Origin of the sequence: Variovorax ureilyticus (assembly GCF_037889935.1) — a bacterium.
Taxonomy (GTDB): domain Bacteria; phylum Pseudomonadota; class Gammaproteobacteria; order Burkholderiales; family Burkholderiaceae_C; genus Variovorax; species Variovorax ureilyticus.
The window spans coordinates 162548-181943 of sequence record NZ_JBBKZU010000003.1 but is presented as its reverse complement, the minus strand read 5'-3'; the positions used below and the strand labels follow the sequence as shown (position 1 = coordinate 181943).

The 19396-nt window shown below is 66.8% G+C and carries 17 protein-coding genes; 6 read left to right on the top strand and 11 right to left on the bottom strand.

All coding sequences use genetic code 11. The features are described 5' to 3' along the window. Positions 1-24: 24 nt before the first annotated feature. The 3 genes from ypfJ to guaD all read right to left on the bottom strand — a co-directional run bounded on the left by ypfJ (position 25) and on the right by guaD (position 3042). Positions 25-912, bottom strand: a complete 888-nt coding sequence (gene ypfJ, locus WKW77_RS08205) for a KPN_02809 family neutral zinc metallopeptidase (protein ID WP_340356363.1) — start codon at positions 910-912, stop codon at positions 25-27. A gap of 73 nt (positions 913-985) precedes the next feature. Next, positions 986-1552, bottom strand: a complete 567-nt coding sequence (gene dcd / locus WKW77_RS08200) for a dCTP deaminase (RefSeq protein WP_106555705.1) — start codon at positions 1550-1552, stop codon at positions 986-988. A gap of 215 nt (positions 1553-1767) precedes the next feature. After that, complete coding sequence (gene guaD / locus WKW77_RS08195; RefSeq protein WP_340356708.1) at positions 1768-3042, bottom strand: guanine deaminase; 1275 nt, start codon at positions 3040-3042, stop codon at positions 1768-1770. A 200-nt stretch (positions 3043-3242) separates the two neighbouring features. Here guaD and WKW77_RS08190 point away from each other — a divergent pair, with 200 nt between their 5' ends. Both WKW77_RS08190 and WKW77_RS08185 read left to right on the top strand, forming a co-directional pair. Next, positions 3243-4391, top strand: coding sequence for a glycosyltransferase family 4 protein (locus tag WKW77_RS08190; protein ID WP_340356362.1), 1149 nt, complete (start codon positions 3243-3245; stop codon positions 4389-4391). Next, positions 4388-5050: an acyltransferase gene (locus WKW77_RS08185; RefSeq protein WP_340356361.1), complete on the top strand. Its 663-nt coding sequence runs from the start codon at positions 4388-4390 to the stop codon at positions 5048-5050. The genes WKW77_RS08190 and WKW77_RS08185 overlap by 4 nt, the downstream gene beginning before the upstream one ends. Positions 5051-5056: 6 nt before the next feature. Here the strand turns inward: WKW77_RS08185 and WKW77_RS08180 are convergent, their stop codons facing one another. Continuing rightward, a complete protein-coding gene (locus WKW77_RS08180) occupies positions 5057-6154 on the bottom strand; it encodes a BMP family ABC transporter substrate-binding protein (protein ID WP_340356360.1) in 1098 nt (365 codons plus the stop codon). 227 nt (positions 6155-6381) lie between these two features. Between WKW77_RS08180 and WKW77_RS08175 the strand changes: the two genes are divergently transcribed. Then, positions 6382-6630 (top strand): hypothetical protein, encoded by a 249-nt coding sequence (locus tag WKW77_RS08175; RefSeq protein WP_340356359.1) that lies wholly within the window; start codon positions 6382-6384, stop codon positions 6628-6630. Positions 6631-6645: 15 nt separating this feature from the next. On the opposite strand, the gene WKW77_RS08170 is transcribed toward WKW77_RS08175, so the two are convergent. Next, positions 6646-7584 (bottom strand): LysR substrate-binding domain-containing protein, encoded by a 939-nt coding sequence (locus tag WKW77_RS08170; RefSeq protein WP_340356358.1) that lies wholly within the window; start codon positions 7582-7584, stop codon positions 6646-6648. 84 nt (positions 7585-7668) lie between these two features. On the opposite strand from WKW77_RS08170, the gene WKW77_RS08165 reads away from it, so the two are divergent. Next, positions 7669-9018, top strand: a complete 1350-nt coding sequence (locus WKW77_RS08165; RefSeq protein WP_340356357.1) for an MFS transporter — start codon at positions 7669-7671, stop codon at positions 9016-9018. Here the strand turns inward: WKW77_RS08165 and WKW77_RS08160 are convergent. Both WKW77_RS08160 and WKW77_RS08155 read right to left on the bottom strand, forming a co-directional pair. Beyond that, on the bottom strand, positions 8976-10028 hold the full coding sequence (locus WKW77_RS08160; RefSeq protein WP_340356356.1) for an adenosine deaminase: 1053 nt from the start codon (positions 10026-10028) through the stop codon (positions 8976-8978). The genes WKW77_RS08165 and WKW77_RS08160 overlap by 43 nt on opposite strands. Then, entirely contained in the window at positions 10028-11026 is a 999-nt protein-coding gene (locus tag WKW77_RS08155; RefSeq protein WP_340356355.1) for an aromatic ring-hydroxylating dioxygenase subunit alpha, read from the bottom strand. The genes WKW77_RS08160 and WKW77_RS08155 overlap by 1 nt, the downstream gene beginning before the upstream one ends. Positions 11027-11486: 460 nt before the next feature. Here WKW77_RS08155 and WKW77_RS08150 point away from each other — a divergent pair, with 460 nt between their 5' ends. Further along, positions 11487-12527, top strand: a complete 1041-nt coding sequence (locus tag WKW77_RS08150; RefSeq protein WP_340356354.1) for a T6SS immunity protein Tli4 family protein — start codon at positions 11487-11489, stop codon at positions 12525-12527. Between the two features lie 18 nt (positions 12528-12545). Beyond that, entirely contained in the window at positions 12546-14273 is a 1728-nt protein-coding gene (locus WKW77_RS08145) for an esterase/lipase family protein (RefSeq protein WP_340356353.1), read from the top strand. A gap of 128 nt (positions 14274-14401) precedes the next feature. On the opposite strand, the gene WKW77_RS08140 is transcribed toward WKW77_RS08145, so the two are convergent. The 4 genes from WKW77_RS08140 to WKW77_RS08125 all read right to left on the bottom strand — a co-directional run bounded on the left by WKW77_RS08140 (position 14402) and on the right by WKW77_RS08125 (position 19330). Further along, complete coding sequence (locus WKW77_RS08140) at positions 14402-15577, bottom strand: BMP family ABC transporter substrate-binding protein (protein ID WP_340356352.1); 1176 nt, start codon at positions 15575-15577, stop codon at positions 14402-14404. Positions 15578-15629: 52 nt separating this feature from the next. Then, entirely contained in the window at positions 15630-16550 is a 921-nt protein-coding gene (locus WKW77_RS08135) for an ABC transporter permease (RefSeq protein ID WP_340356707.1), read from the bottom strand. Positions 16551-16638: 88 nt separating this feature from the next. Next, positions 16639-17796 carry an ABC transporter permease gene (locus tag WKW77_RS08130; protein WP_340356351.1) on the bottom strand — a complete coding sequence of 386 codons (1158 nt, stop codon included), beginning with the start codon at positions 17794-17796 and terminating at the stop codon, positions 16639-16641. Beyond that, a complete protein-coding gene (locus WKW77_RS08125; RefSeq protein ID WP_340356350.1) occupies positions 17789-19330 on the bottom strand; it encodes an ABC transporter ATP-binding protein in 1542 nt (513 codons plus the stop codon). The genes WKW77_RS08130 and WKW77_RS08125 overlap by 8 nt, the downstream gene beginning before the upstream one ends. Positions 19331-19396: the final 66 nt, after the last annotated feature.

Below are 19396 nucleotides of genomic sequence, written 5' to 3'. Positions count from 1 at the left end.
CCCACGAGGTGGGCGAGGCTCGGGTTAGAGACCTCGTGCAGCAAACGTGTCGCAGTCGCGCAGGTCGCCGCTCTTGAAGCCGGTGGAGAACCACCGCTGGCGCTGGGCGCTGGTCCCGTGGGTGAAGCTGTCCGGCACCACGGCACGGCCGGCCGAGCGCTGAAGGGCGTCGTCGCCGATCTTCTGCGCCGCGTTCATCGCGGATTCGATGTCGCCCGGATCCAGCCACTGCTTGGACTCCTGCGAATGATGCGCCCAGACGCCGGCGAAGCAGTCCGCCTGCAACTCGACGCGGACGCTGACCGCATTGTTCTGCGTCTGGCTCAGGCGGCCGCGCATCTGGTCGAGCTTGCCGGTGATGCCCAGTTCGTCCTGTACGTGGTGGCCGATCTCGTGCGCGATCACGTAGGCCTGCGCGAAAACGCCCGGCGCGCCGAGTTGGTTCCGGAGGGTGTCGTAGAAGCCCAGGTCGATGTAGACCTTCTTGTCGCCGGGGCAATAGAACGGGCCCATGGCGGACTGGCCGGTGCCGCAGGCGGTTGGCGTGGCGCCGCGGAACAGCACCAGCTTGGGCGGGGCGTAGGTGCCGCCGTTCTGGCGGAAGATGTCGCTCCACACCACTTCGGTGTTCTTGAGCACGGTCGAGACGAAAGCCGCCTCGCGGTCGTCGGCCGGCGGCTTGTGCGCCGGCCCCTGCTGCTGCACTTGCGCGGGGGGCCCGCCACCGCTGAGCAGCCCCAGCACCGTCAGGGGATTGATGCCGAAGATCCAGCCCGCGATCAGGGCGACCGCCACCGTGCCGATGCCGATGCTGCGCCCGCCCACGGGAAAGCCGAATCCACCGCCCCCACCGCCGCCATCATCACGCCGGTCCTCGACGTTGTCGGACTGTTCGTTGCCTTCCCATCTCATGACACGCTCCTTGACCGCGATTCCCGCGATGCCCGCACGATGGTACGCGCAGGCAGATCCTTGCGGTGTAGGCTCAGGCCTTCGGCAGCGTCACGCCGCGCTGGCCCTGGTACTTGCCGCCACGGTCCTTGTAGCTGGTCTCGCAGACCTCGTCGCTCTCGAAGAACAGCACCTGCGCGCAGCCTTCGCCAGCGTAGATCTTGGCCGGCAGCGGCGTGGTGTTGCTGAATTCGAGGGTCACGTAGCCTTCCCACTCCGGCTCGAAGGGCGTGACGTTGACGATGATCCCGCAGCGCGCGTACGTGCTCTTGCCCAGGCAGATGGTCAGCACGTTGCGCGGGATGCGGAAGTATTCGACCGTACGCGCGAGCGCGAAGCTGTTGGGCGGGATGATGCAGCTGTCGCCGTGGAAGTCGACGAAGCTCTTCTCGTCGAAGTTCTTGGGGTCGACCACCGTGCTGTGGATGTTGGTGAACACCTTGAATTCGGGCGCGCACCGGATGTCGTAGCCGTAGCTGGAGGTACCGTAGCTGATGATCCTGTGGCCGTCCTGCTCGCGGATCTGGCCGGGCTCGAAAGGCTCGATCATTCCGTTCTTCTCGGCCATGCGCCGGATCCACTTGTCGCTCTTGATGCTCATGGCAGGGTCCTTTTTCGGGCCGCTATTCTAGAAGTACGCCAAAAGACCAGAAATCCCGCGGAACCGGCTTCGCCGGGCCGCCGGGATTGCCCCCGGCGAGGGGGCTGAGGGCCGCGGCTCCGAGCCTGCCTGCGCAGGCTTGGACGTGCCCGAAGAGCAGCCCCCGCTGGCGGCCGCGCGAGAGAGCGACACGAAGTGCGCGAGCCTGGGGGTGATCAACAAATGACGGTGCGCTCGATCAGCCGGTCGTCCCCCAGCACGATCATCGCGAACAGCAGTTCTTCCAGGTTCGCGGCCAGCGAGGTCTTGCGCGCGAGCAGCGGCGTGGCTTTCGGGTTGATGACCACGAAGTCGGCCTCGCAGCCCGGCTGCAGGTTGCCGATGACGCCCTCCAGCCCCAGCGCCCGTGCGGCGCCGGCGGTGTGACGCCACCAGAGCTGCGAAGGCGGAATGCTCACGCCTGGCTTGGTCTGGCCTTCGCGGCCGGCGTAGTAGGCCGCCATCATCGTGGTGAACGGACTGAAGCTGGTGCCGCCGCCCACGTCGCTCGCCAGGCCGTATTCATAGCCGATGCGATCTGCGCCCTCGAAGTCGAAGAAGCCGCTGCCGAGGAAGAGATTGCTGGTCGGGCTCACCGCCGTCGCCGTGCCGGTCTCGCGCATGAGGCGGCGGTCGTCGTCGTCGAAGTGGATGCAGTGCGCGTAGACGGCGCGCTCGCGCATCAGGCCGAAGCCCGCGTAGACGTCGAGGTACGAGCGCGCGTGCGGGAACAGCTCGCGCGCCCAGCGAACTTCGTCCTTGTTCTCGGCCACGTGCGAGTGGATCCAGGTGTCCGGGTACTTCGCGGCAAGCTCGCCCGCCCCGCGCAATTGCGCATCGGTGCTGGTGGGCGCAAAGCGCGGCGTGATCGCATAACCGAGCCGGTCGACGTTGTGCCACTTCCTGATGAGCGCTTCCGAGTCGATCAGACTCTGTTCAGCCTGGTCGCGTACACCGTCGGGCGAATGACGATCCTGAAGCACCTTGCCGGTCAACATGCGCAGGCGGCGCCGCTGCGCGGCCTCGAAGAAGGCGTCGACCGACTGGGGGTGCGAGGTGGCGAAGGTCAGCGAGGTCGTGACGCCGTTGCGCATCAACTCATCAAGAAAGAATTCCGCGATTTCCGCCGAATGCGCCTTGTCGCCAAAGCGGGTTTCCGCCGGAAAGGTGTAGTTCTCGAGCCAGGGCAGAAGGCCATCGGCCGGCGCGCCGATGATGTCCGTCTGCGGATAGTGGATGTGCATGTCCACGAAGCCCGGCGCGATGATGCGGCCCGGCCAATGCGTGACCGGCGCCTGCGGATGGCGGGCGGCGACCGCGGCGCAGGCGCCCGCATCCTGAACGCGCTGGCGCCCGTCGGCATCGGGGCCGACGACGAGAAGGCCGTCCTCGTCATAGACCGGCCGGCCGGCGGGATCGAATCTCAAGAGGGAGGCACGGTACGCTTGCATGGGCACGGAGGGTAAGTCAGCGATGCGGGTACACGATGTGCTTGCGCATATGGCCCCTATACGAGTGCCATATGGCTGACATGATGCCGCCGGGGCGGATGGTACGCTTCATCGGTTTTCTGGCCCCATCCGCCCGTTCTTCCCTCTTCCCCAGGAAGATCGATGAATTCACGCGACGCCGCCAAGAGCGCCACAACAAGATGAAAGTCCTCCTGATCGCAAACTACATGCCCGACGGCCAGACGAGCATGATCGCCTTCAGCCGCGTGCTCGAGCGGGAATTGCCGCGCATCGGCTGCGACCTCCGCGTCGTCTCGCCTCCGAGGCGCGTGCTGCGCGTGCCGGCCACCTCGCGCTGGTTCAAGTGGCTCGGCTACCTGGACAAGTTCGTCCTGTTCATCCCGTCGCTCAGGCGGCATCTGCGTTGGGCCGACGTGGTCCACGTGGCCGATCATTCCAACGGCATGTACATCCCCTGGGTGAAGTCCAAGCCCAATGTGATCACCTGCCACGACGTGATCGCGGTACAGGCCGCGCACGGAATGATCGAGGGCTGGAATGTCGGCTGGACCGGGCGGCAGTTCCAGCGCCTGATCTCCAAGGGCCTGGGACGTGCCGATCTCGTGGCGTGCGTGTCGGCCATGACGCGCCGCGAGCTGCTCTCCATGGGCCTGGCGGAAGAGCGCCGCGTCACGACGGTCCTCAACGGGTTGAACGACAACTTCGCGCCGGTGGCGCCCGACGAGGCCCAGAAGATCATCGAGCGATTCGGGATCTCGGTGCAGGACAAGTACCTGATCCACGTGGGCTGGGACATGGCCCGCAAGAACCGCCCGGGCGTCCTCGAAGCCTTCATCGCACTGCAGGAGCGCGCCGCGGCCGCAGGGCAGCCGCCGATGGCGGACCGTCTCGTCTTCGTCGGCCCCGAATTGGTGCCCGAAATGGCCGAGCTGGCGCAAAAGCATGGCGTTGCCGACCGCATCAAGACCGTGCAGAAGGTGTCCCACGAAGAACTGCGCGCGCTGTACGCCAGCGCGACCGCGCTGCTCTTCCCCTCGTTCCAGGAAGGCTTCGGCTGGCCGATCATCGAGGCGCAGGCCTGCGGCTGCCCGGTCTTCACGTCCGACCTCGCGCCGATGAACGAGATCGGCGGCGAAGGCGCGGTGTACGTCGATCCGCACGACCCCTCCGCCATGGCCGCCGCGATGGAGGCGGCCGCACCGCGCCTGGCGGAGATGCGCCGCCTGGGCCTGGAAAACGCCTCGCACTACAGCGCGGCGCAGATGGCGAACAACTACAAGGCCACCTACGAACGCGTCATCGGCGAACGGAGGACGGTCGCATCATGAAGCGGCTGCTGGCGCTCTGCGTCGTCATGCTGCCCTGGAAGATCAAGCGCTGGGTGCTCCGGCGCTTCTGGGGCTACCAGATCGCGGACGGCGCGCGCATCGGGCTGGCCTACGTCTTTCCGGATCAACTGGTCATGCACGAAGGCGCGCACATCGACCATTTCACGGTTGCCATCCACCTGGACCGGATGGAGTGCGGCGCGCATTCGTACATCGGGCGATCCAACTGGGTCACCGGCCACCCCCGGCTCGGCGAGCACTTCCGCCATCGCTCGGGGCGCGATCCGTCGCTGCTCCTGGGGGACCACGCCGCCATCACGAAGCAGCACATCATCGACTGCACCGACCGGGTCGAGATCGGTGCCTTCACCACCGTGGCGGGCTACGGCTCGCAGCTCATCACGCACGGCATCGACACCCACGAGAACCGGCAGGACTGCAAGCCGATCCGCATCGGGGCCTACTGCCTGCTCGGCACACGCGTCACCGTGCTGGGCGGCGCGGTGCTGCCGGACCGCACCATCCTCGGCGCGGGATCGCTGCTCAACAAGGCGCACGCCGAGGAATACGTGGTGTATGCGGGCCAGCCGGCGAAGAAGGTCAAGAGCCTGGACCCCGAAGGCGCCTACTTCCATCGCGAAAGCGGCTTCGTCCACTGAAGCGGCTCAGGGCGTCTTGCGCCCCACGTGCCCCTGCACGCCCTCGACCAGCCAGTTCATGTTGAGGATCTGCTCGTCGGCGAGCGACTGGCCCTTGGCGATGACGACATGGCCCTCGTTGTCGCGCACGTCGGCGGCGGCCGCCTGGAAGGGCTTGAGCTTGCCGGCGGCGATGTCCTTCTGCCGCGCCATCACCTCGTCCTGCACCGGCTTGGGCACCTTCGGCCCGAAGTCGCCGACGCGGATCATCCCTTCCTTGACGCCGCCCCAGGTGTTGCCGCTCTTCCAGGTGCCGTCCTGCACCGCGCGGGCGCGCTGGGTGTAGTAGTCGCCCCAGTGGTGGGTCACCGCGACGAGCTGCGCGTCGGGCGCGACCTTGCGCATGTCGGAGTGATAGGCGATGGCGAGCTTGCCGCGCTCCTGCGCAGCGGCCATCACGGCCGTGGAGCCGGTGTGGAAGGCGATCACGTCCGCGTCCTGGTTGAACAGCGCCATTGCGGCATCGCGCTCCTTTGGCGGATCGAACCAGACGTCGAGCCACACGACCTTGACCTGCGCCTTCGGGTTGACCGAACGCATGCCCATCGTGAAGGCATTGATGCCCTGCAGCACCTCGGGGATCGGGAAGCCCGCCACATAGCCGGCGACGTTGGTCTTCGTCATGCGGCCGGCCGCGACCCCCGCGAGGTAGCGGCCCTCGTAGTAGCGCGCGTTCGCGATCGCGACATTGGGCGCGGTCTTGTAGCCGGTGATCGACTCGAACTTCACGTCGGGAAAGTCGCGCGCGACCTTCATCGTGGGCTCCATGTAGCCGAAGCTGGTCGTGAAGATGAGCTTGTTGCCCTGCTGCGCGAGATCGCGGATCACGCGCTCGGCGTCGGGGCCTTCGGCCACGTTGTCGACGTAGGTGGTCTTCACCTTGCCGGGCAATGCGGCCTCGATGGCCTTGCGGCCGTCGTCGTGCTGGCGCGTCCAGCCGGCATCGGTGACCGGCGTGACGTAGACGAAGCCGACCTTCAGCGGATCGGCCTTCGGCGCGGGTTGGGAAAAGGCGGGAATCAAGAAACAGGCGGCCGCGAGCGCGGCTGCGAGGTTTTTGAGCATGGTGTTCCTCTACATGGCCCCGGAAATGAAATTCGGCGCTGGGGGGCACCAGCGCCGATCCCGAATTTTACCCGGGTCGCCCTCGGCGGCAGCCCTCGATGCCCCGCGCACGTCGCCGGAGGGTCATGCCTGGTTCATACCGGTGTCATCGCGGCTCTCTACTCTTGCGGCGCTCGGGCGGCCGCCATGCGGTGAGCGCTCCGTTTCAGCATGCAGGACCTCTGAACTTGAAACTGGACATCGGCAAGGAGACGACCATGGCCATCGACCTTTTGCGCCGGATTGCCGGGTCGCCCCTGCCCATGTCGTTCACGCAGACCGCGGACATCGACCAGGTCCGGATCCTGCGCGCCGCGGGGCTGGTGGTGGCCTTCGTGCCGGCGCCGCACCACCCTTCGATCGGTATGCTTTTGCAGCGCCCGGCGCAGGTCGTCGGCATCACGCAGAAGGGCCGGGACGAACTCGGGCTGGCCTGACCGGCGCCCGCAGGCTCAGAAGGCCCGCGAGCCGTCGCGCACCGCGTCGCGCAGCAGATCGGCCATCCTCGCGACGGGCGGCTCGGACTCTGCCTGCGCGCGGTACATCGCCAGCGTCATCGGCGGCAGCGCCGGCAGGCCGGCCATGCCGTGGTCGAAGGCACGCACATGCGCCGGCAGGCCGAAGGCGGTGAGCGCCGACAGCCCCAGCCCGGCCGAGGTCGCTGCCCAGAGCGCCGAAAGGCTCGAACTGGTGAACGCATGCCGCCATGCGATGCCCGCGCGGTCGAGGACGGCGGTCACGGTCGCGCGCAGGGGGCACGCGGCATCCAGCAGGATGAGCGGCAAGGGCTCCCGCGACTTCCGCGCGCCGCCGGCACGGCGCTCGGTCCACCAGGGCGCGTCGAGCCCGTCGAGATCGGCGGGACCGACCCACTGCAGCGGCAGCCGCATCAGGCGCTCGCGGTTCGGCAGCTCGGCCACGCCCGGCGCGCCCTTGACCTCCCAGATCAGCGCCAGGTCGAGCTGCCCGAGGTGCAGCCGCTCGCGCAAATCGGCACTGCGTGCCATGTGCGCCTCGATGCGGACCTTGGGATGGGCCCGCGCAAAGCGGCCGAGCGCCGCCGGCAGCACCGATTCGCCGAGGTTCTCCTGCACGCCGAGGCGCACCCAGCCCTCGAGGTCGGCACCGCGCATGGCGGCCGCCGCTTCGTCGTTGATCTCGAGCATGCGATGCGCGTACGCCAGCATGGTCTCGCCCGCGTCAGTCAGCTGCAGTCCGCGGCCCGCGCGGCGGAACAGCGCCGTGCCTGCCTGGGCCTCGAGCTTCTTGAGCTGGGCGCTCACCGCCGAGGTGGAACGCCCGAGCCGGTCGGCCGCACGCGCAAAGCTGCCCAGCGCGATCCCGGTCGAGAAACTGCGCAGAACGTCCAGATCGAACAACACCTGGCCCATTTCAACCATCCTGTTTTTTTGAACTGAAGGTCAATTATTTTCTGATTTTCAAAACATTGCGCGGGGCGGAAACTGCGTCGCGCCATGCCACATTCCCCCTCCACCTCTCCCCGCCACCGCTGGAAAGTCCTCGCGGCCGGCGTCGCGGCGAACGCCGCCTTCTCGGTCGCCTTCAGCGGCATCCCGATGACCGCCGTAGTCATGCGCGCCGGCTACCGGCTCGACAACGCCACCCTGGGCCTGATGCTCGGCCTGATCGGGCTCGGCATCGCGATCAGCGAACTTCCCTGGGGCCTGCTGACCGATCGCTGGGGCGACCGTCCGGTGCTGCTGACGGGCCTTGGCACGACCGCGCTCGCGCTGCTCGCCATGGCGCTGCTCGCGGCGCCGCGATCCGGCCATGTGCCCGGGCCCGGCTGGCTCGGTGCCGGACTGCTGCTCGTGGGCCTGCTCGGCGGCAGCGTCAACGGTGCCAGCGGACGCGCCGTGATGGGCTGGTTCGCCGAGGGCGAACGTGGCCTCGCGATGAGCATCCGGCAGACCGCCGTGCCGCTCGGCGGCGGCCTCGGCGCGCTGCTGCTGCCGGCGATCGCGCTGCACGCCGGCTTCGCGATGCTCTACGTCTTCCTTGCGCTGCTGTGCCTGCTCAGCGGGCTGTTGGCCTGGTGCTGGGTCCATGAGCCGCCCGGCCGCTCCGAAGGCGAACACCGAAGCGCTGCTGCGCGCAGGTACTCCAATGAGCCGCCGGTCGCGCCCCGGAACGCGAAGCGCGCCGATGCGCCGGCGGCGCCATCCTTGCGTGGACCGCTCGGGGATCCGCGCGTCTGGCGCCTCGTCGCGGGCATCGGCATCCTGTGCGCGCCGCAGTTCGCAGTGCTGTCCTTCGGCACGGTCTTTCTCCACGACTTCGGACGGGTCGGCTTCGCGGCGATCACCGCCACGATGGTCGGCCTGCAGCTCGGCGCGATGGCGATGCGCGTGTGGAGCGGCCGCTGGACCGATCGCCGCCGCAACCGGCCGGCGTACCTGCGCGCCTGCACCGCATGGAGCGCGGGCCTGTTCGCCGTGCTCGGCCTCGCGACGCTCGCCACCGGCAGCGCCCCGGCGGACTCACCCGCCTCGCAAGTCCTGCTGACCGTGCTGGTGCTGGCCTGCGGCGTGTGCGTCTCGGCCTGGCATGGCGTCGGCTACACCGAGCTCGCAACCCTGTCGGGTCCGGCGCGCGCCGGCACCGCGCTCGGCATGGCCAACACCAGCGTGTTCGTCGTGTGTTTCGTCACGCCCTGGTCGATCCCGCACCTGCTCGCCTGGCGCGACTGGCCGATGGTGTGGTTCGCCGCCGCGGCGTGCGCGCTGGTGGCGCTGCCGCTGCTCGCGAAACCGGCGCGCACTCAGGCGAAGCTGTCGAAGACGGCGTTGAGCCGGTCCACGTAGCCGCGCTTGGTCGCCGCATCGGTGAAGCTGCCCTCGAAGCTGTTGGCCGCCAGCTGCCACGCGTGCTGCGCGGTGAGCCCGGTGGCGGCGAAGGTCTCGGTGAAGTTGCGGTTCATGTAGCCGCCGAAGTACGCCGGGTCGTCGGAGTTGACCGTGGCAACCAGTCCGCCGTCAAGCAGCTCGCGCAGGTTGTGCTGGCCGAGGTCGGGGAACACGCAGAGCTTGAGGTTCGACAGCGGGCAGACCGTCAGCGGGATGCGGTCCTGCGCGAGCCGTTTCATCAGCGCCGGGTCCTTGGTGCTTTGCACGCCGTGGTCGATGCGTTCGACCTTGAGCACGTCGAGCGCGCTCCAGACATAGGCCGGCGGGCCTTCTTCGCCCGCATGCGCAACGAGATGGAAGCCCAGTTCGCGGCAGCGCGCGAACACGCGCGCGAACTTCTCGGGCGGATGGCCCAGTTCGCTCGAATCGAGGCCGACGCCGATGAAGCGATCGCGGAACGGCAGCGCCTGTTCGAGCGTCGCGAAGGCATCCTCCTCGCTCAGGTGGCGCAGGAAGCACAGGATCAGCTCGGCATCGACGCCGAGCTTCGACTTCGCGTCGACACAGGCACGGTGCAGGCCATCGATCACCGTCTGCATCGCGACGCCGCGTTCGGTGTGCGTCTGCGGGTCGAAGAACATCTCGGTGCGCACCACGTTGTCGGCCGCCGCGCGTTCGAGGTAGGCCCAGGCCATGTCGTAGAAATCCTGCTCCACGATCAGCACGCTGGCGCCGGCGTAGTAGATGTCGAGGAAGCTCTGCAGGTTGGTGAAGGCGTAGGCGCGGCGAAGATCCTCCACGCTCGCGTAGGGGATCGAGACGCCGTTGCGCTGCGCGAGCGCGAAGATCAGCTCGGGCTCCAGCGAGCCTTCGATGTGCATGTGCAGCTCGGCCTTGGGCATGGTGCGCAGCAGGTCGGGCAGGCGGTCCGCGGCGATCGGCGGGACCGTACGGGCGAAGGCGTTCATCAGCAGACTCCGAAGGTGATGCCGCGCGACTTCAGATGGCGGCGGTAGAGGGACGAGGCCTTGTCGGCCACGGTATGAAGCTCGGCGCGCAGGTCGAGCGGCACGCGCTTGGGGCTTTGCGATTCGAGCACCGGCTTGTCCTGCAGGAAGATGGTGTCCTGGAAGGAGCGCACCGAAGCCTCGTCGCGCGCGAAGTCCGAGGTCGCGAAGCGGAACCACACGCGGCTGCGCTCGGCTCCCATCGGGCAGATGTAGAGGGCGATGGATTCGCGGTAGTCGTCGATGCCGACGCTCGCGGCATCGGGCACCTTGGTGAGCACCGCGGTGTAGGGCGCGGTCACCTCGTAGGTGTATTCGACCTGCGCGGGGGCGGTCGAGTTGACCGTGGATTGAGGCTGCCAGGCCTTGCAGCCGGTGGCCAGAAGCCCGTTCGGCGTGGGCTCGACGCGGTAGTCGTCGATCACCGCCATGTCGCGCGCGCCGAGCCAGCCTTCGTGCACGAAGCCGAAGTGGGCCATGTCGAGGAAGTTCTCGACGAGGCGTGGTGCGCTGGTCTCGACGTCGTAGGGGCCGCAGTCGATCTTGCGCATGCCGGGGTCGTGCTCGGCTGCGAACACCGGAGGCGATGCCGCTCCTGTCGCCGGCGCGTCGATCCGCACCCACACCAGGCCGCCCGATTCACAGGCCGCATGCGTCGTCGCGCGATTCGTGGCCGGCGGCACGAAAGACGGCAACGCCGGCACATGCGCACAACGCCCGACGGATTCGAAGCGCCAGCCGTGGTACGGGCATTCGAGCTGCGGTCCGCCCTCGCCTTCGACCACGCGGCCGAGCGACAGCTTCGCGCCGCGATGCGGGCAGCGGTCGGCCCACGCATGCACCGCGCCCTCGCCGTCGCGCCACAGCACGAGGTCTTCGCCGAGCAGCCGCACGGCGAGCGGTGCGCCCGCCAGCTCACCCGCGAGCGCAACCGGATGCCAAAGTTCTTTTTCGATCATCGTGAGTCCAAGGGCGCGCTCATCAAGATTCCTTCAAGAGACGGACGCCGATTCGGATGCGATGGTATATGCTCCGCCGCGAACTTCGGACGTCACGCGCCACCGGGGTTCTCGCCACTGTCACGGCGATCAATTCAGGGAGAAAACAGATGCCTCAAACGCTGGCCATCAGCGGCCCGGCCGTGCCCGCCTTTCCGGGCGCGCTTGCATTGAAACCCGCGTGCCCGTCAGGCCGATGCTGTCGCCGTGAAAGACAAGGCGGGCGACCTCGATCCTCGACGCAGCAACCCCCGATGCAGAAGGAGGTCGGCCTCCTGACAGCGCGTCGTTCGAACTGCCAGGCCTCCAGCGCTAACCCTGTCTGCAAAACATGAACCTACGTTCGCTCGTACTCGTGGTGGCCGCGTCGCTGTGCGGCTGCTCGTCACTCCACTCGTCCGCTGACTACGCGCCCAAGACCATGACTGCCATTCCGACAGAACGCACCACCCATTGCATCGGCCGCTATCTCGTCACACTGCCCTCGAGCTTCGAGTTGCACACCAGCGGCTGGGGGAACATCGAGCTGTATTACGGGCTGGGCAAGAACTTCGAGACTGTCTATGCCACTGTCAAACAGGAGCGCTTTACGAATGAGGCGTTCTGGGACGAGGTGAACAAACGGCGCTTCGAAATGAGAGACACAAAGAATCGGAAGACCCAAGGCTCCATGCTGCTGTACGGAGAGCAGATCAACAAGGTCACTGCCCTGTTGCGGCGTTTGCCGGACGAAGCCTCAGCGGGATCGATCAAATCTGAGCTGCATGTACTGGTAGGGCAGCGCTATGTGACGCTGGAGCAGAAGTCGTACAGCAACGACGACAACAACATCACCTACAGAAACGCCGACCCTGCTCCCGCCGAGGCGCGTCTGAAGATGATCGCCTCGAAGCTCCTGCCCTACGAGAACGCGGAACGCGCCAAGCCGGGCTTCTGCATGCAGGGCGTGCTGTTCGATGTAGGGCAGGACGATGAGAGGGCAAGCTTCCAGTTCGGTGCGAACGACGTGGGTGACGTCGTGCTGGAGGTTGACTACCACGCCGTCACAGGGCAGCCGCGCCAGGGCATTCTTGAGCGCCGGAAGCAGGCCTACGCAGCTTACGCGCCGTTTCACACCATGATCTCCACGCTGCGCGAAGGCAAGACTCAGCTGGGGGGTGATCCCGCCGAGGAGTCGCTCACCAGGGCGAATCAATCTCCGATTCACCATTTCTTTGACATCGAGCGGCGCGACGACCAGCCTCGCACGCTGGAGCGCCCCTTCTTCGGCATCGCGTTGAAGACAGGCATGCGGTACTTCGTACCCGTCCCCGCGGGGCAGAAGCCGCCAGAGACAGAAGGCAAGGCGTACTACTCGTCACGAAGCAACGCAATCGTGCATCCGGAGAGCGACTCCAGCCTGTCCGACAAGCAAGTCCTGCAACTGTGGGACGAGATCGTCGCATCGGTGCGCAAGCGCTAAGCAAGGGAAGGCCAACCTTTGACTGACACAACCACCCCTCAAGACCCTCGCGTCCTGCTCCCCTCCCCGCAACCCGACGGCACCCTGTGTTATCGCCACAACCTCACCCGCAAGGAACGCACCGATCTGGTGGTGGTCCGCGTAGGCATCGTGAACGCGCTGCCGATCGTTTTTGTGCCCGGCGTCATGGGCTCCAACTTGCGTGGCCTGGACGAAAAAAGAACGAAGGTCTGGAACCTGGATTCCTTGGGATCGCTGTTTTTTGACAAGTGGGGGCAGAAGGCGGGCAAACGCCAGGAATTTCTACACCCCGACCGAACCGAGGTCGACCCCGAAGGTGCCGTGCCGTCCAAGGCCGTCGGTAGCGTCATGGCCGCAAATGCAAAGGACCTGGAGACTTGCTATCAACGTCGCGGCTGGGGCGAAGTCGGCAAGGGCAGCTACCAGGACTTCCTGATGCTGCTGGAAGAGACCCTCAACGGCCATCGTTCCCTGCAGCCCGAACGTACCGACGTGGTCACCAAGATCAAGGCGCTGATGGAGCTCAAGGCCAAGGACCCCGCCGATCAACCGTGGCGGCCCGAAAAGGGCCCGGCGCTGAGCGACCCGGAAGACTTCGCCAATCTTCGCAAGTGGCTGTTCCCCGTCTATGCCTGCGGCTACAACTGGCTGGACGACAACGCCAACAGCGCCGAGCGGCTCAGGCGGCGCATCGACGAGGTGATTGCGGAGAACAACAGCGCCAACTCGCGCTGTGAGCAGGTCATCGTCATTACCCACAGCATGGGCGGCCTTGTGGCGCGGGCATGCCAGCAAATGGATGGCATGGAGGCCAAGATCGCCGGCATCGTGCACGGCGTGATGCCGGTGGATGGCGCACCGATTGCCTATCGTCGCTGCAAGCTGGGTTTGTCTGAAGAAGGCTGGGGGCTCGGCCAGGTCATCGGCAGCACCGGCCAGGAGGTGACGGCCATCTTTGCGCAGGCGCCGGGCCCGCTCGAACTGCTGCCGACGCAGCGCTACAAGCAGAACTGGCTGGAAGTTCGCGGCCCCGACAACAACTACGTGCAGAAGATGCTGCACGAGGCTGACCCCTACTCGGAAATCTACAAGCGGCGTGACCGGTGGTGGGCGCTCGTCAAAGAAGAGTGGCTGTCGCCAGAGGATGGGGTGCCGATTCGGTGGCGAGACTATTTGGAATTTCTGGGGAAAGCGGAGGACTTTCACGAGCAAGTCACGCCGCAAACCTACCACCCCAACACCTACGCCTTCTACGGAGCCGACAACAAAGGCGCGACCGAGAGCTTCGAACGCATCGTCTGGCAGATGAAGCGCGGCGAACGCGACGAATCCGATACGCCAGCACCACAGGAGGTGTATGAGATGAGCGCCAATGACACGCGCATCCGAATCGATGGGGAGAACCCGGAGCACGTGGGCCTCAAGCGAGTTCCGCGAACCTCGTTCGAGGGGAATCCGCACGGCACGCACGAAGTGAGCCATTGGGAGCTACGTGCCGGAAAACCGGACGGCGGCACCGGCGACGGCACCGTGCCCGCCCAGTCCGGCCGCAGCCCCGTGGACTGTGCCAAGGTTCGTCAGGTGTTCCGCCTGAGCGGCCTGGAGCACGAACCGGCCTATACCCAAAGGAGCCCGGTCGCGCGGCAGGTCACCCTCTACGCCGTCAGCAAGATCGCGCTGGAAGCGAAGGTGCCGCAGTGCGCGCCAGCGAACGCCAAGGAATGATCACGGCGCCGGTCGGCTCAGGCGGAATCTCGGCGCCCGAATGAGTCAATCGCTCGTCCGAAGTCGAAATGAAAAAAGGGTTGCTCGCAAGCAACCCCTTCGTGCCGGAAGCGTCCGGACCTTCCTGCTTACTTCTTCTCGCCGCCGGGCACCGAGCCTTCGACGCCCTTGACGTAGAAGTTGATCCCGGTGAGGAACTTGTCGTCGGCGACCGTGCCGGCTGCCACGAGTTCCTTGCCGTCCTGGCCGACGATCGGGCCCTTCCAGATCGAGAAGCTGCCGTCCTTCAGGCCCTTCTTGACTTCGTCGACCTTGGCCTTGGTTTCGGCCGGCACGTCTTCGGCGATGGAGACGAGATCGATCGCGCCTTCCTTCACGCCCCACCAGCTCTGGCCGGTGGTCCACTTGCCGTCGAGCACGTCCTGCGTGGCCTTGATGTAGTACGGCGCCCAGTTGATGGTGGCCGAGGCCAGGTGGGCCTTCGGGCCGTAAGCGGTCATGTCCGAATCCCAGCCGAAGGCGCGCTTGCCCTTTTCTTGCGCGGTCTTGAGCACGGCCGGCGAGTCCGTGTTCTGGAACAGCACGTCGGCGCCGCCGTTGATGAGGGCGGTGGCCGCCTCGGTTTCTTTCGGCGGGCTGAACCATTCGTTGACCCAGACCACCTTGGTCGTGACTTTCGGGTTGACCGACTGCGCGCCCAGCGTGAAGCTGTTGATGTTGCGCAGCACTTCGGGGATCGGCACCGAGCCGACCACGCCGAGGACGTTGGACTTCGTCATCGCGCCGGCGACGATGCCGGCCATGTACGCGCCTTCGTACGTGCGGCTGTCGTAGGTGCGCATGTTCTCGGCGGTCTTGTAGCCGGTGGCATGCTCGAACTTCACGTCCTTGTTGTCGGCTGCGACCTTGAGCATCGGCTCCATGTAGCCGAAGGTGGTGCCGAAGATCAGCTTGTTGCCCTGGCTGACCATGTCGCGGAACACGCGCTCGGCGTCGGCGCCCTCGGGCACGCTCTCGACGAAGGTGGTTTTGATCTTGTCGCCGAATTCCTTCTCGAGCGCCTTGCGTCCGTTGTCGTGCGCGAAGGTCCAGCCGCCGTCGCCCACCGGGCCGACATAGGCGAAGGCGATGTTCAGCGGACCGGCCGCAGCGGGTGCCGGCGCCGCCGCCGTGGGCGCCGGGGCGGCAGGCGCTGCTGCCGGTGCCGGAGCCTCTTCCTTCTTGCCGCAGCCCACGAGGGCCGCCGAAGCCACCGCGGTCAGGGCGGCCAGCTTGAGCAGGGAGCGCTTGTTCAGATCAGTCATTGTTTGAAATCCTCAATAGGACGGGTTGGCGACGAAACAAAACGAAACGCGATTATGAGCCGGGGTAGAACGGTTTTCCTATGGAAGCCGGCATGTTGACGCGGATGAAAGCCGGGTTGCGCGAGATCAGCGCCAGCACCACGATCGGCGCGATGTACTGCAGCATGCTGAGGAACTGGCTGGGCACCTGAACCCCTGTGCTCTGGAGGTGGAAACCGAGCATCGAAACGCCGCCGAACAGGTACGCCCCGAGCAGCACGCGAATCGGCCGCCAGGTCGCGAAGGTGGTCAGCGCCAGCGCGATCCAGCCCCGGCCGGCGACCATGCCCTCGACCCACAGCGGCGTGTAGACCGTCGAGAGATACGCGCCGGCGAGCCCGCACAGCGCGCCGCCCGCGATCACCGCCATGAAGCGGATGCGACGCACCGGATAGCCCAGCGCATGCGACGACTCCGGCGATTCGCCGACCGAGCGCAGCACCAGCCCGGCCCGCGTGCGATAGAGGAACCAGACCAGCCCGAAGGTGAGCAGCACCGCGAAATACACCATCGGGTGGTGGCGGAACAGCGCCGGCCCGACCAGCGGGATGTCGCCGAGCACCGGCAGCGCGTAGCTCGTGCTCGACGGCAGCTTGGCCTGCACGAAGTTGATGCCCGCAAAGGCCGAGAAACCGACGCCGAACAGACTCAACGCCAGCCCGGTCGCGTACTGGTTGGTGTTGAGCCAGATCACCAGCACGCCGAAGAAGGCCGCGAGCAGCGCGCCCGCCGCCATGCCCGCAAGAAAGCCGAGCCAGGTGTTGTGCGTGGTGACGACCGTCGCGAAGCCCGCGATGGCGGCGCAAAGCATCATGCCCTCGGCGCCGAGGTTCACGATGCCGGCCTTCTCGTTGATCAGGAGGCCCAGCGCCGCGATCGCGAGCACCGTGCCGGCGCTGAGGGTCGAGCCCAGGAGGAGTGCGTAGCTTTCCATCATGCCTCCCGCCGGGCCGCCCCAAGGGAGGCATGCGCCCCCTCGGGGGGCAGCGAATACACGAAGTGATGAGCGTGGGGGTTCATGGTCATGCAGCTCCTTCCGTGGTCGCGGGACGGGCGACGGGTGCCGTCAGCGGCGTGCTGGCCTGCAGCGAAGAGGTTCCGGGCGTCACCGCGATAGCCTTCGGTGCGAGCTTGCGGCGAATGCGATAGGCGATCAGCGTGTCGCAGGCCAGCAGCGTGAAGAGCAGCAGACCCTGGAAGACGCCCGTGAGCGATTTCGGCAGTCCGAGCCGGGACTGCGCGAGTTCACCGCCGATGTAGAACATGCTCATGAGCACCGCCGAGAAGATCATCCCCACCGGATGCAGTCGCCCGACGAAGGCGACGATGATCGCGGCGAAGCCGTAGCCCGCCGGCACATAGGGCGTGAGCTGCCCGAGCGGCCCCGCGACTTCGAGCGCACCGGCGAGGCCCGCCGCGCCGCCCGAGGTGAGCAGCGCGATCCAGACCGCGCGCCGTGCCGAGAAACCCGCATAGCGCGCCGCCGCCGGGGCCAGCCCGCCCACCTGCTGCGCGAAGCCCGCGCGCGTGCGGAACAGGAACACCCAGAGCGCCCCCGCGCCGAGCAGCGCGATGACGAGCCCGATGCTCACCCGCGAACCCTTCATCAGCCGCGGGATCTGCGTCACCGCCTCGAAGGTCTTCGTCTGCGGGAAGTTGTAGCCATGCGGGTCCTTCCACGGCCCGTAGACCATGTAGCCGAGCAGCAGCGTCGCGACGTACACGAGCATCAGGCTCACGAGGATTTCGTTGGCGTTGAACTTGTCGCGCAGGAAGGCGACGATGCCGGCCCACACCATGCCGCCCAGCACGCCCGCGATCAGGATGGGCACGACGATCATCTGGCTCGTGGTCTTGTCGGCCAGGAGCGCCACGCCGCCGGCCGCGATGGCGCCGAAGACGAACTGCCCTTCGGCGCCGATGTTCCAGACGTTGGCGCGGAAGCACACGGCCAGGCCGAGCGCGATGATCAGCAGCGGCGTCGCCTTGACCATCAGCTCGCCCAGCGCATAGGGGGTCTTGATCGGCTCCCAGAAGAAGACGAGCAGCCCTTTGACAGGATCTTTGCCGAGCGCGGCGAAGAGCGCCATGCCGATCAGCACCGTGACGAGCAGCGCGAGGATCGGCGAGCCGTAGCTCCAGAAGCGCGAGAGTTGCGGGCGAGGTTCGAGCTTAAGCATGGGCCACCTCCTGCGAAGCCGTGGCGGCGTGGCGCGACTTGTCCCACAGGCCGCTCATCCACTCGCCGATCTGGGGCACCGTGGCGGCGGCGCGGTCGATCGAGGGCGACAGGCGGCCCTTGGCAATCACGTACAGCCGGTCGCTGATCTCGAACAGTTCGTCGAGTTCTTCGCTGACCACCAGCACCGCGCAACCGGCGTCGCGCAGCGCGAGGATCTCCCCGCGGATCAGCGCCGCCGCGCCCACGTCCACGCCCCAGGTCGGCTGCGAGACGATGAAGATCTTCGGGTTGGCGTCGATCTCGCGGCCGACGATGAATTTCTGCAGATTGCCGCCCGACAGCGATCGCGCCGCCGCACCCGGCCCGCCGGCCTTCACGTTGAAGCGCTTGATGATGTCGGCCGCATGCTGGTTCAGCGCGCGGGTGCGGATCCACCCGCCCTTGCCGACCGCGTTGCTGCGCGTGAGCAGCAGGTTGTGGGCAAGCCCGAGCGTCGGCACCGCGCCGCGGCCCAGCCGCTCTTCGGGCACGAAGTGCAGGCCGAGCGCACGGCGGCGGCGCGGCCGGAAATGCGCGGCGGCCTTGCCGAAGACCTCGATCATTCCGGCCTGGGCGCGCGTGTCCTCGCCCGAGAGCGCGTAGAGCAGTTCCTTCTGGCCGTTGCCGGAAACGCCGGCGATGCCCACGACTTCGCCTGCGCGCACATCGAGCGAGATGCCGTCCAGATCGACACCGAACTGATCCTCGCGCGCCAGCGTCAGGCCCTTGACCTGCAGCGCCACAGCGCCGGCATGGATCGGCCGGTGCATGAGCGGCGGGGGCTCGGCGCCGATCATCAGGCGCGAGAGCGATTCGTTCGATTCGTTCTGCGGATTGCACACCCCCGTCACCTTGCCGCCGCGCAGCACGGTGCACGCGGTGCACAGCTCGCGGATCTCGTGCAGCTTGTGGCTGATATAGAGGATGCTGCAGCCTTCGGAGGCCAACTGCTTGAGCACGACGAAGAGCTTCTGCACCGCCTGCGGCGTGAGCACCGAGGTGGGCTCGTCGAGGATCAGCAGCTTGGGGTCGGTGAGCAGCGCGCGGATGATTTCGACGCGCTGCATCTCGCCGACCGACAGCGTGTGCACGGGGCGGGAGGGGTCGATGTCCAACCCGTACTCGCCGGCCTTGGCCTGCACCCGACGGGCCACTTCGGCGAGGCTCAGGCTCTTGTCGAGGCCGAGCCAGACGTTCTCGGCCACGGTGAGCGTGTCGAACAGGCTGAAATGCTGGAACACCATGCTGATGCCCAGCGCCCGCGCCTCCTGCGGGTTGCGCACGTTCACCGGATTGCCGTTGAACATGATGCTGCCCTCGTCCGGCTTGACCGAGCCGTAGATGATCTTCATCAGCGTGGACTTGCCCGCGCCGTTCTCGCCGAGGACGGCGTGGGTCTCGCCCGGCGCCACCGTCAGCGACACATCGCTGTTGGCGACCACCGAGGGGTAGCGCTTGGTGATGTGCGCTAGCTGGAGTCTATGGATTGTCATGCCTATGCCTGGCCTGTGGGTTGTCGCAAGAGCCCTGAACCGCCTCTCGGCGATCGCCTATTGTCT

Excerpts from the sequence above, each read along its gene's own strand:
- ypfJ (WP_340356363.1), bottom strand. The coding sequence starts at position 912 with ATGAGATGGGAAGGCAACGAACAGTCCGACAACGTCGAGGACCGGCGT.
- dcd (WP_106555705.1), bottom strand. The coding sequence starts at position 1,552 with ATGAGCATCAAGAGCGACAAGTGGATCCGGCGCATGGCCGAGAAGAAC.
- guaD (WP_340356708.1), bottom strand. The coding sequence starts at position 3,042 with ATGCAAGCGTACCGTGCCTCCCTCTTGAGATTCGATCCCGCCGGCCGG.
- WKW77_RS08190 (WP_340356362.1), top strand. The coding sequence starts at position 3,243 with ATGAAAGTCCTCCTGATCGCAAACTACATGCCCGACGGCCAGACGAGC.
- WKW77_RS08185 (WP_340356361.1), top strand. The coding sequence starts at position 4,388 with ATGAAGCGGCTGCTGGCGCTCTGCGTCGTCATGCTGCCCTGGAAGATC.
- WKW77_RS08180 (WP_340356360.1), bottom strand. The coding sequence starts at position 6,154 with ATGCTCAAAAACCTCGCAGCCGCGCTCGCGGCCGCCTGTTTCTTGATT.
- WKW77_RS08170 (WP_340356358.1), bottom strand. The coding sequence starts at position 7,584 with ATGGGCCAGGTGTTGTTCGATCTGGACGTTCTGCGCAGTTTCTCGACC.
- WKW77_RS08165 (WP_340356357.1), top strand. The coding sequence starts at position 7,669 with ATGCCACATTCCCCCTCCACCTCTCCCCGCCACCGCTGGAAAGTCCTC.
- WKW77_RS08160 (WP_340356356.1), bottom strand. The coding sequence starts at position 10,028 with ATGAACGCCTTCGCCCGTACGGTCCCGCCGATCGCCGCGGACCGCCTG.
- WKW77_RS08155 (WP_340356355.1), bottom strand. The coding sequence starts at position 11,026 with ATGATCGAAAAAGAACTTTGGCATCCGGTTGCGCTCGCGGGTGAGCTG.
- WKW77_RS08150 (WP_340356354.1), top strand. The coding sequence starts at position 11,487 with ATGACTGCCATTCCGACAGAACGCACCACCCATTGCATCGGCCGCTAT.
- WKW77_RS08140 (WP_340356352.1), bottom strand. The coding sequence starts at position 15,577 with ATGACTGATCTGAACAAGCGCTCCCTGCTCAAGCTGGCCGCCCTGACC.
- WKW77_RS08135 (WP_340356707.1), bottom strand. The coding sequence starts at position 16,550 with ATGGAAAGCTACGCACTCCTCCTGGGCTCGACCCTCAGCGCCGGCACG.
- WKW77_RS08130 (WP_340356351.1), bottom strand. The coding sequence starts at position 17,796 with ATGCTTAAGCTCGAACCTCGCCCGCAACTCTCGCGCTTCTGGAGCTAC.
- WKW77_RS08125 (WP_340356350.1), bottom strand. The coding sequence starts at position 19,330 with ATGACAATCCATAGACTCCAGCTAGCGCACATCACCAAGCGCTACCCC.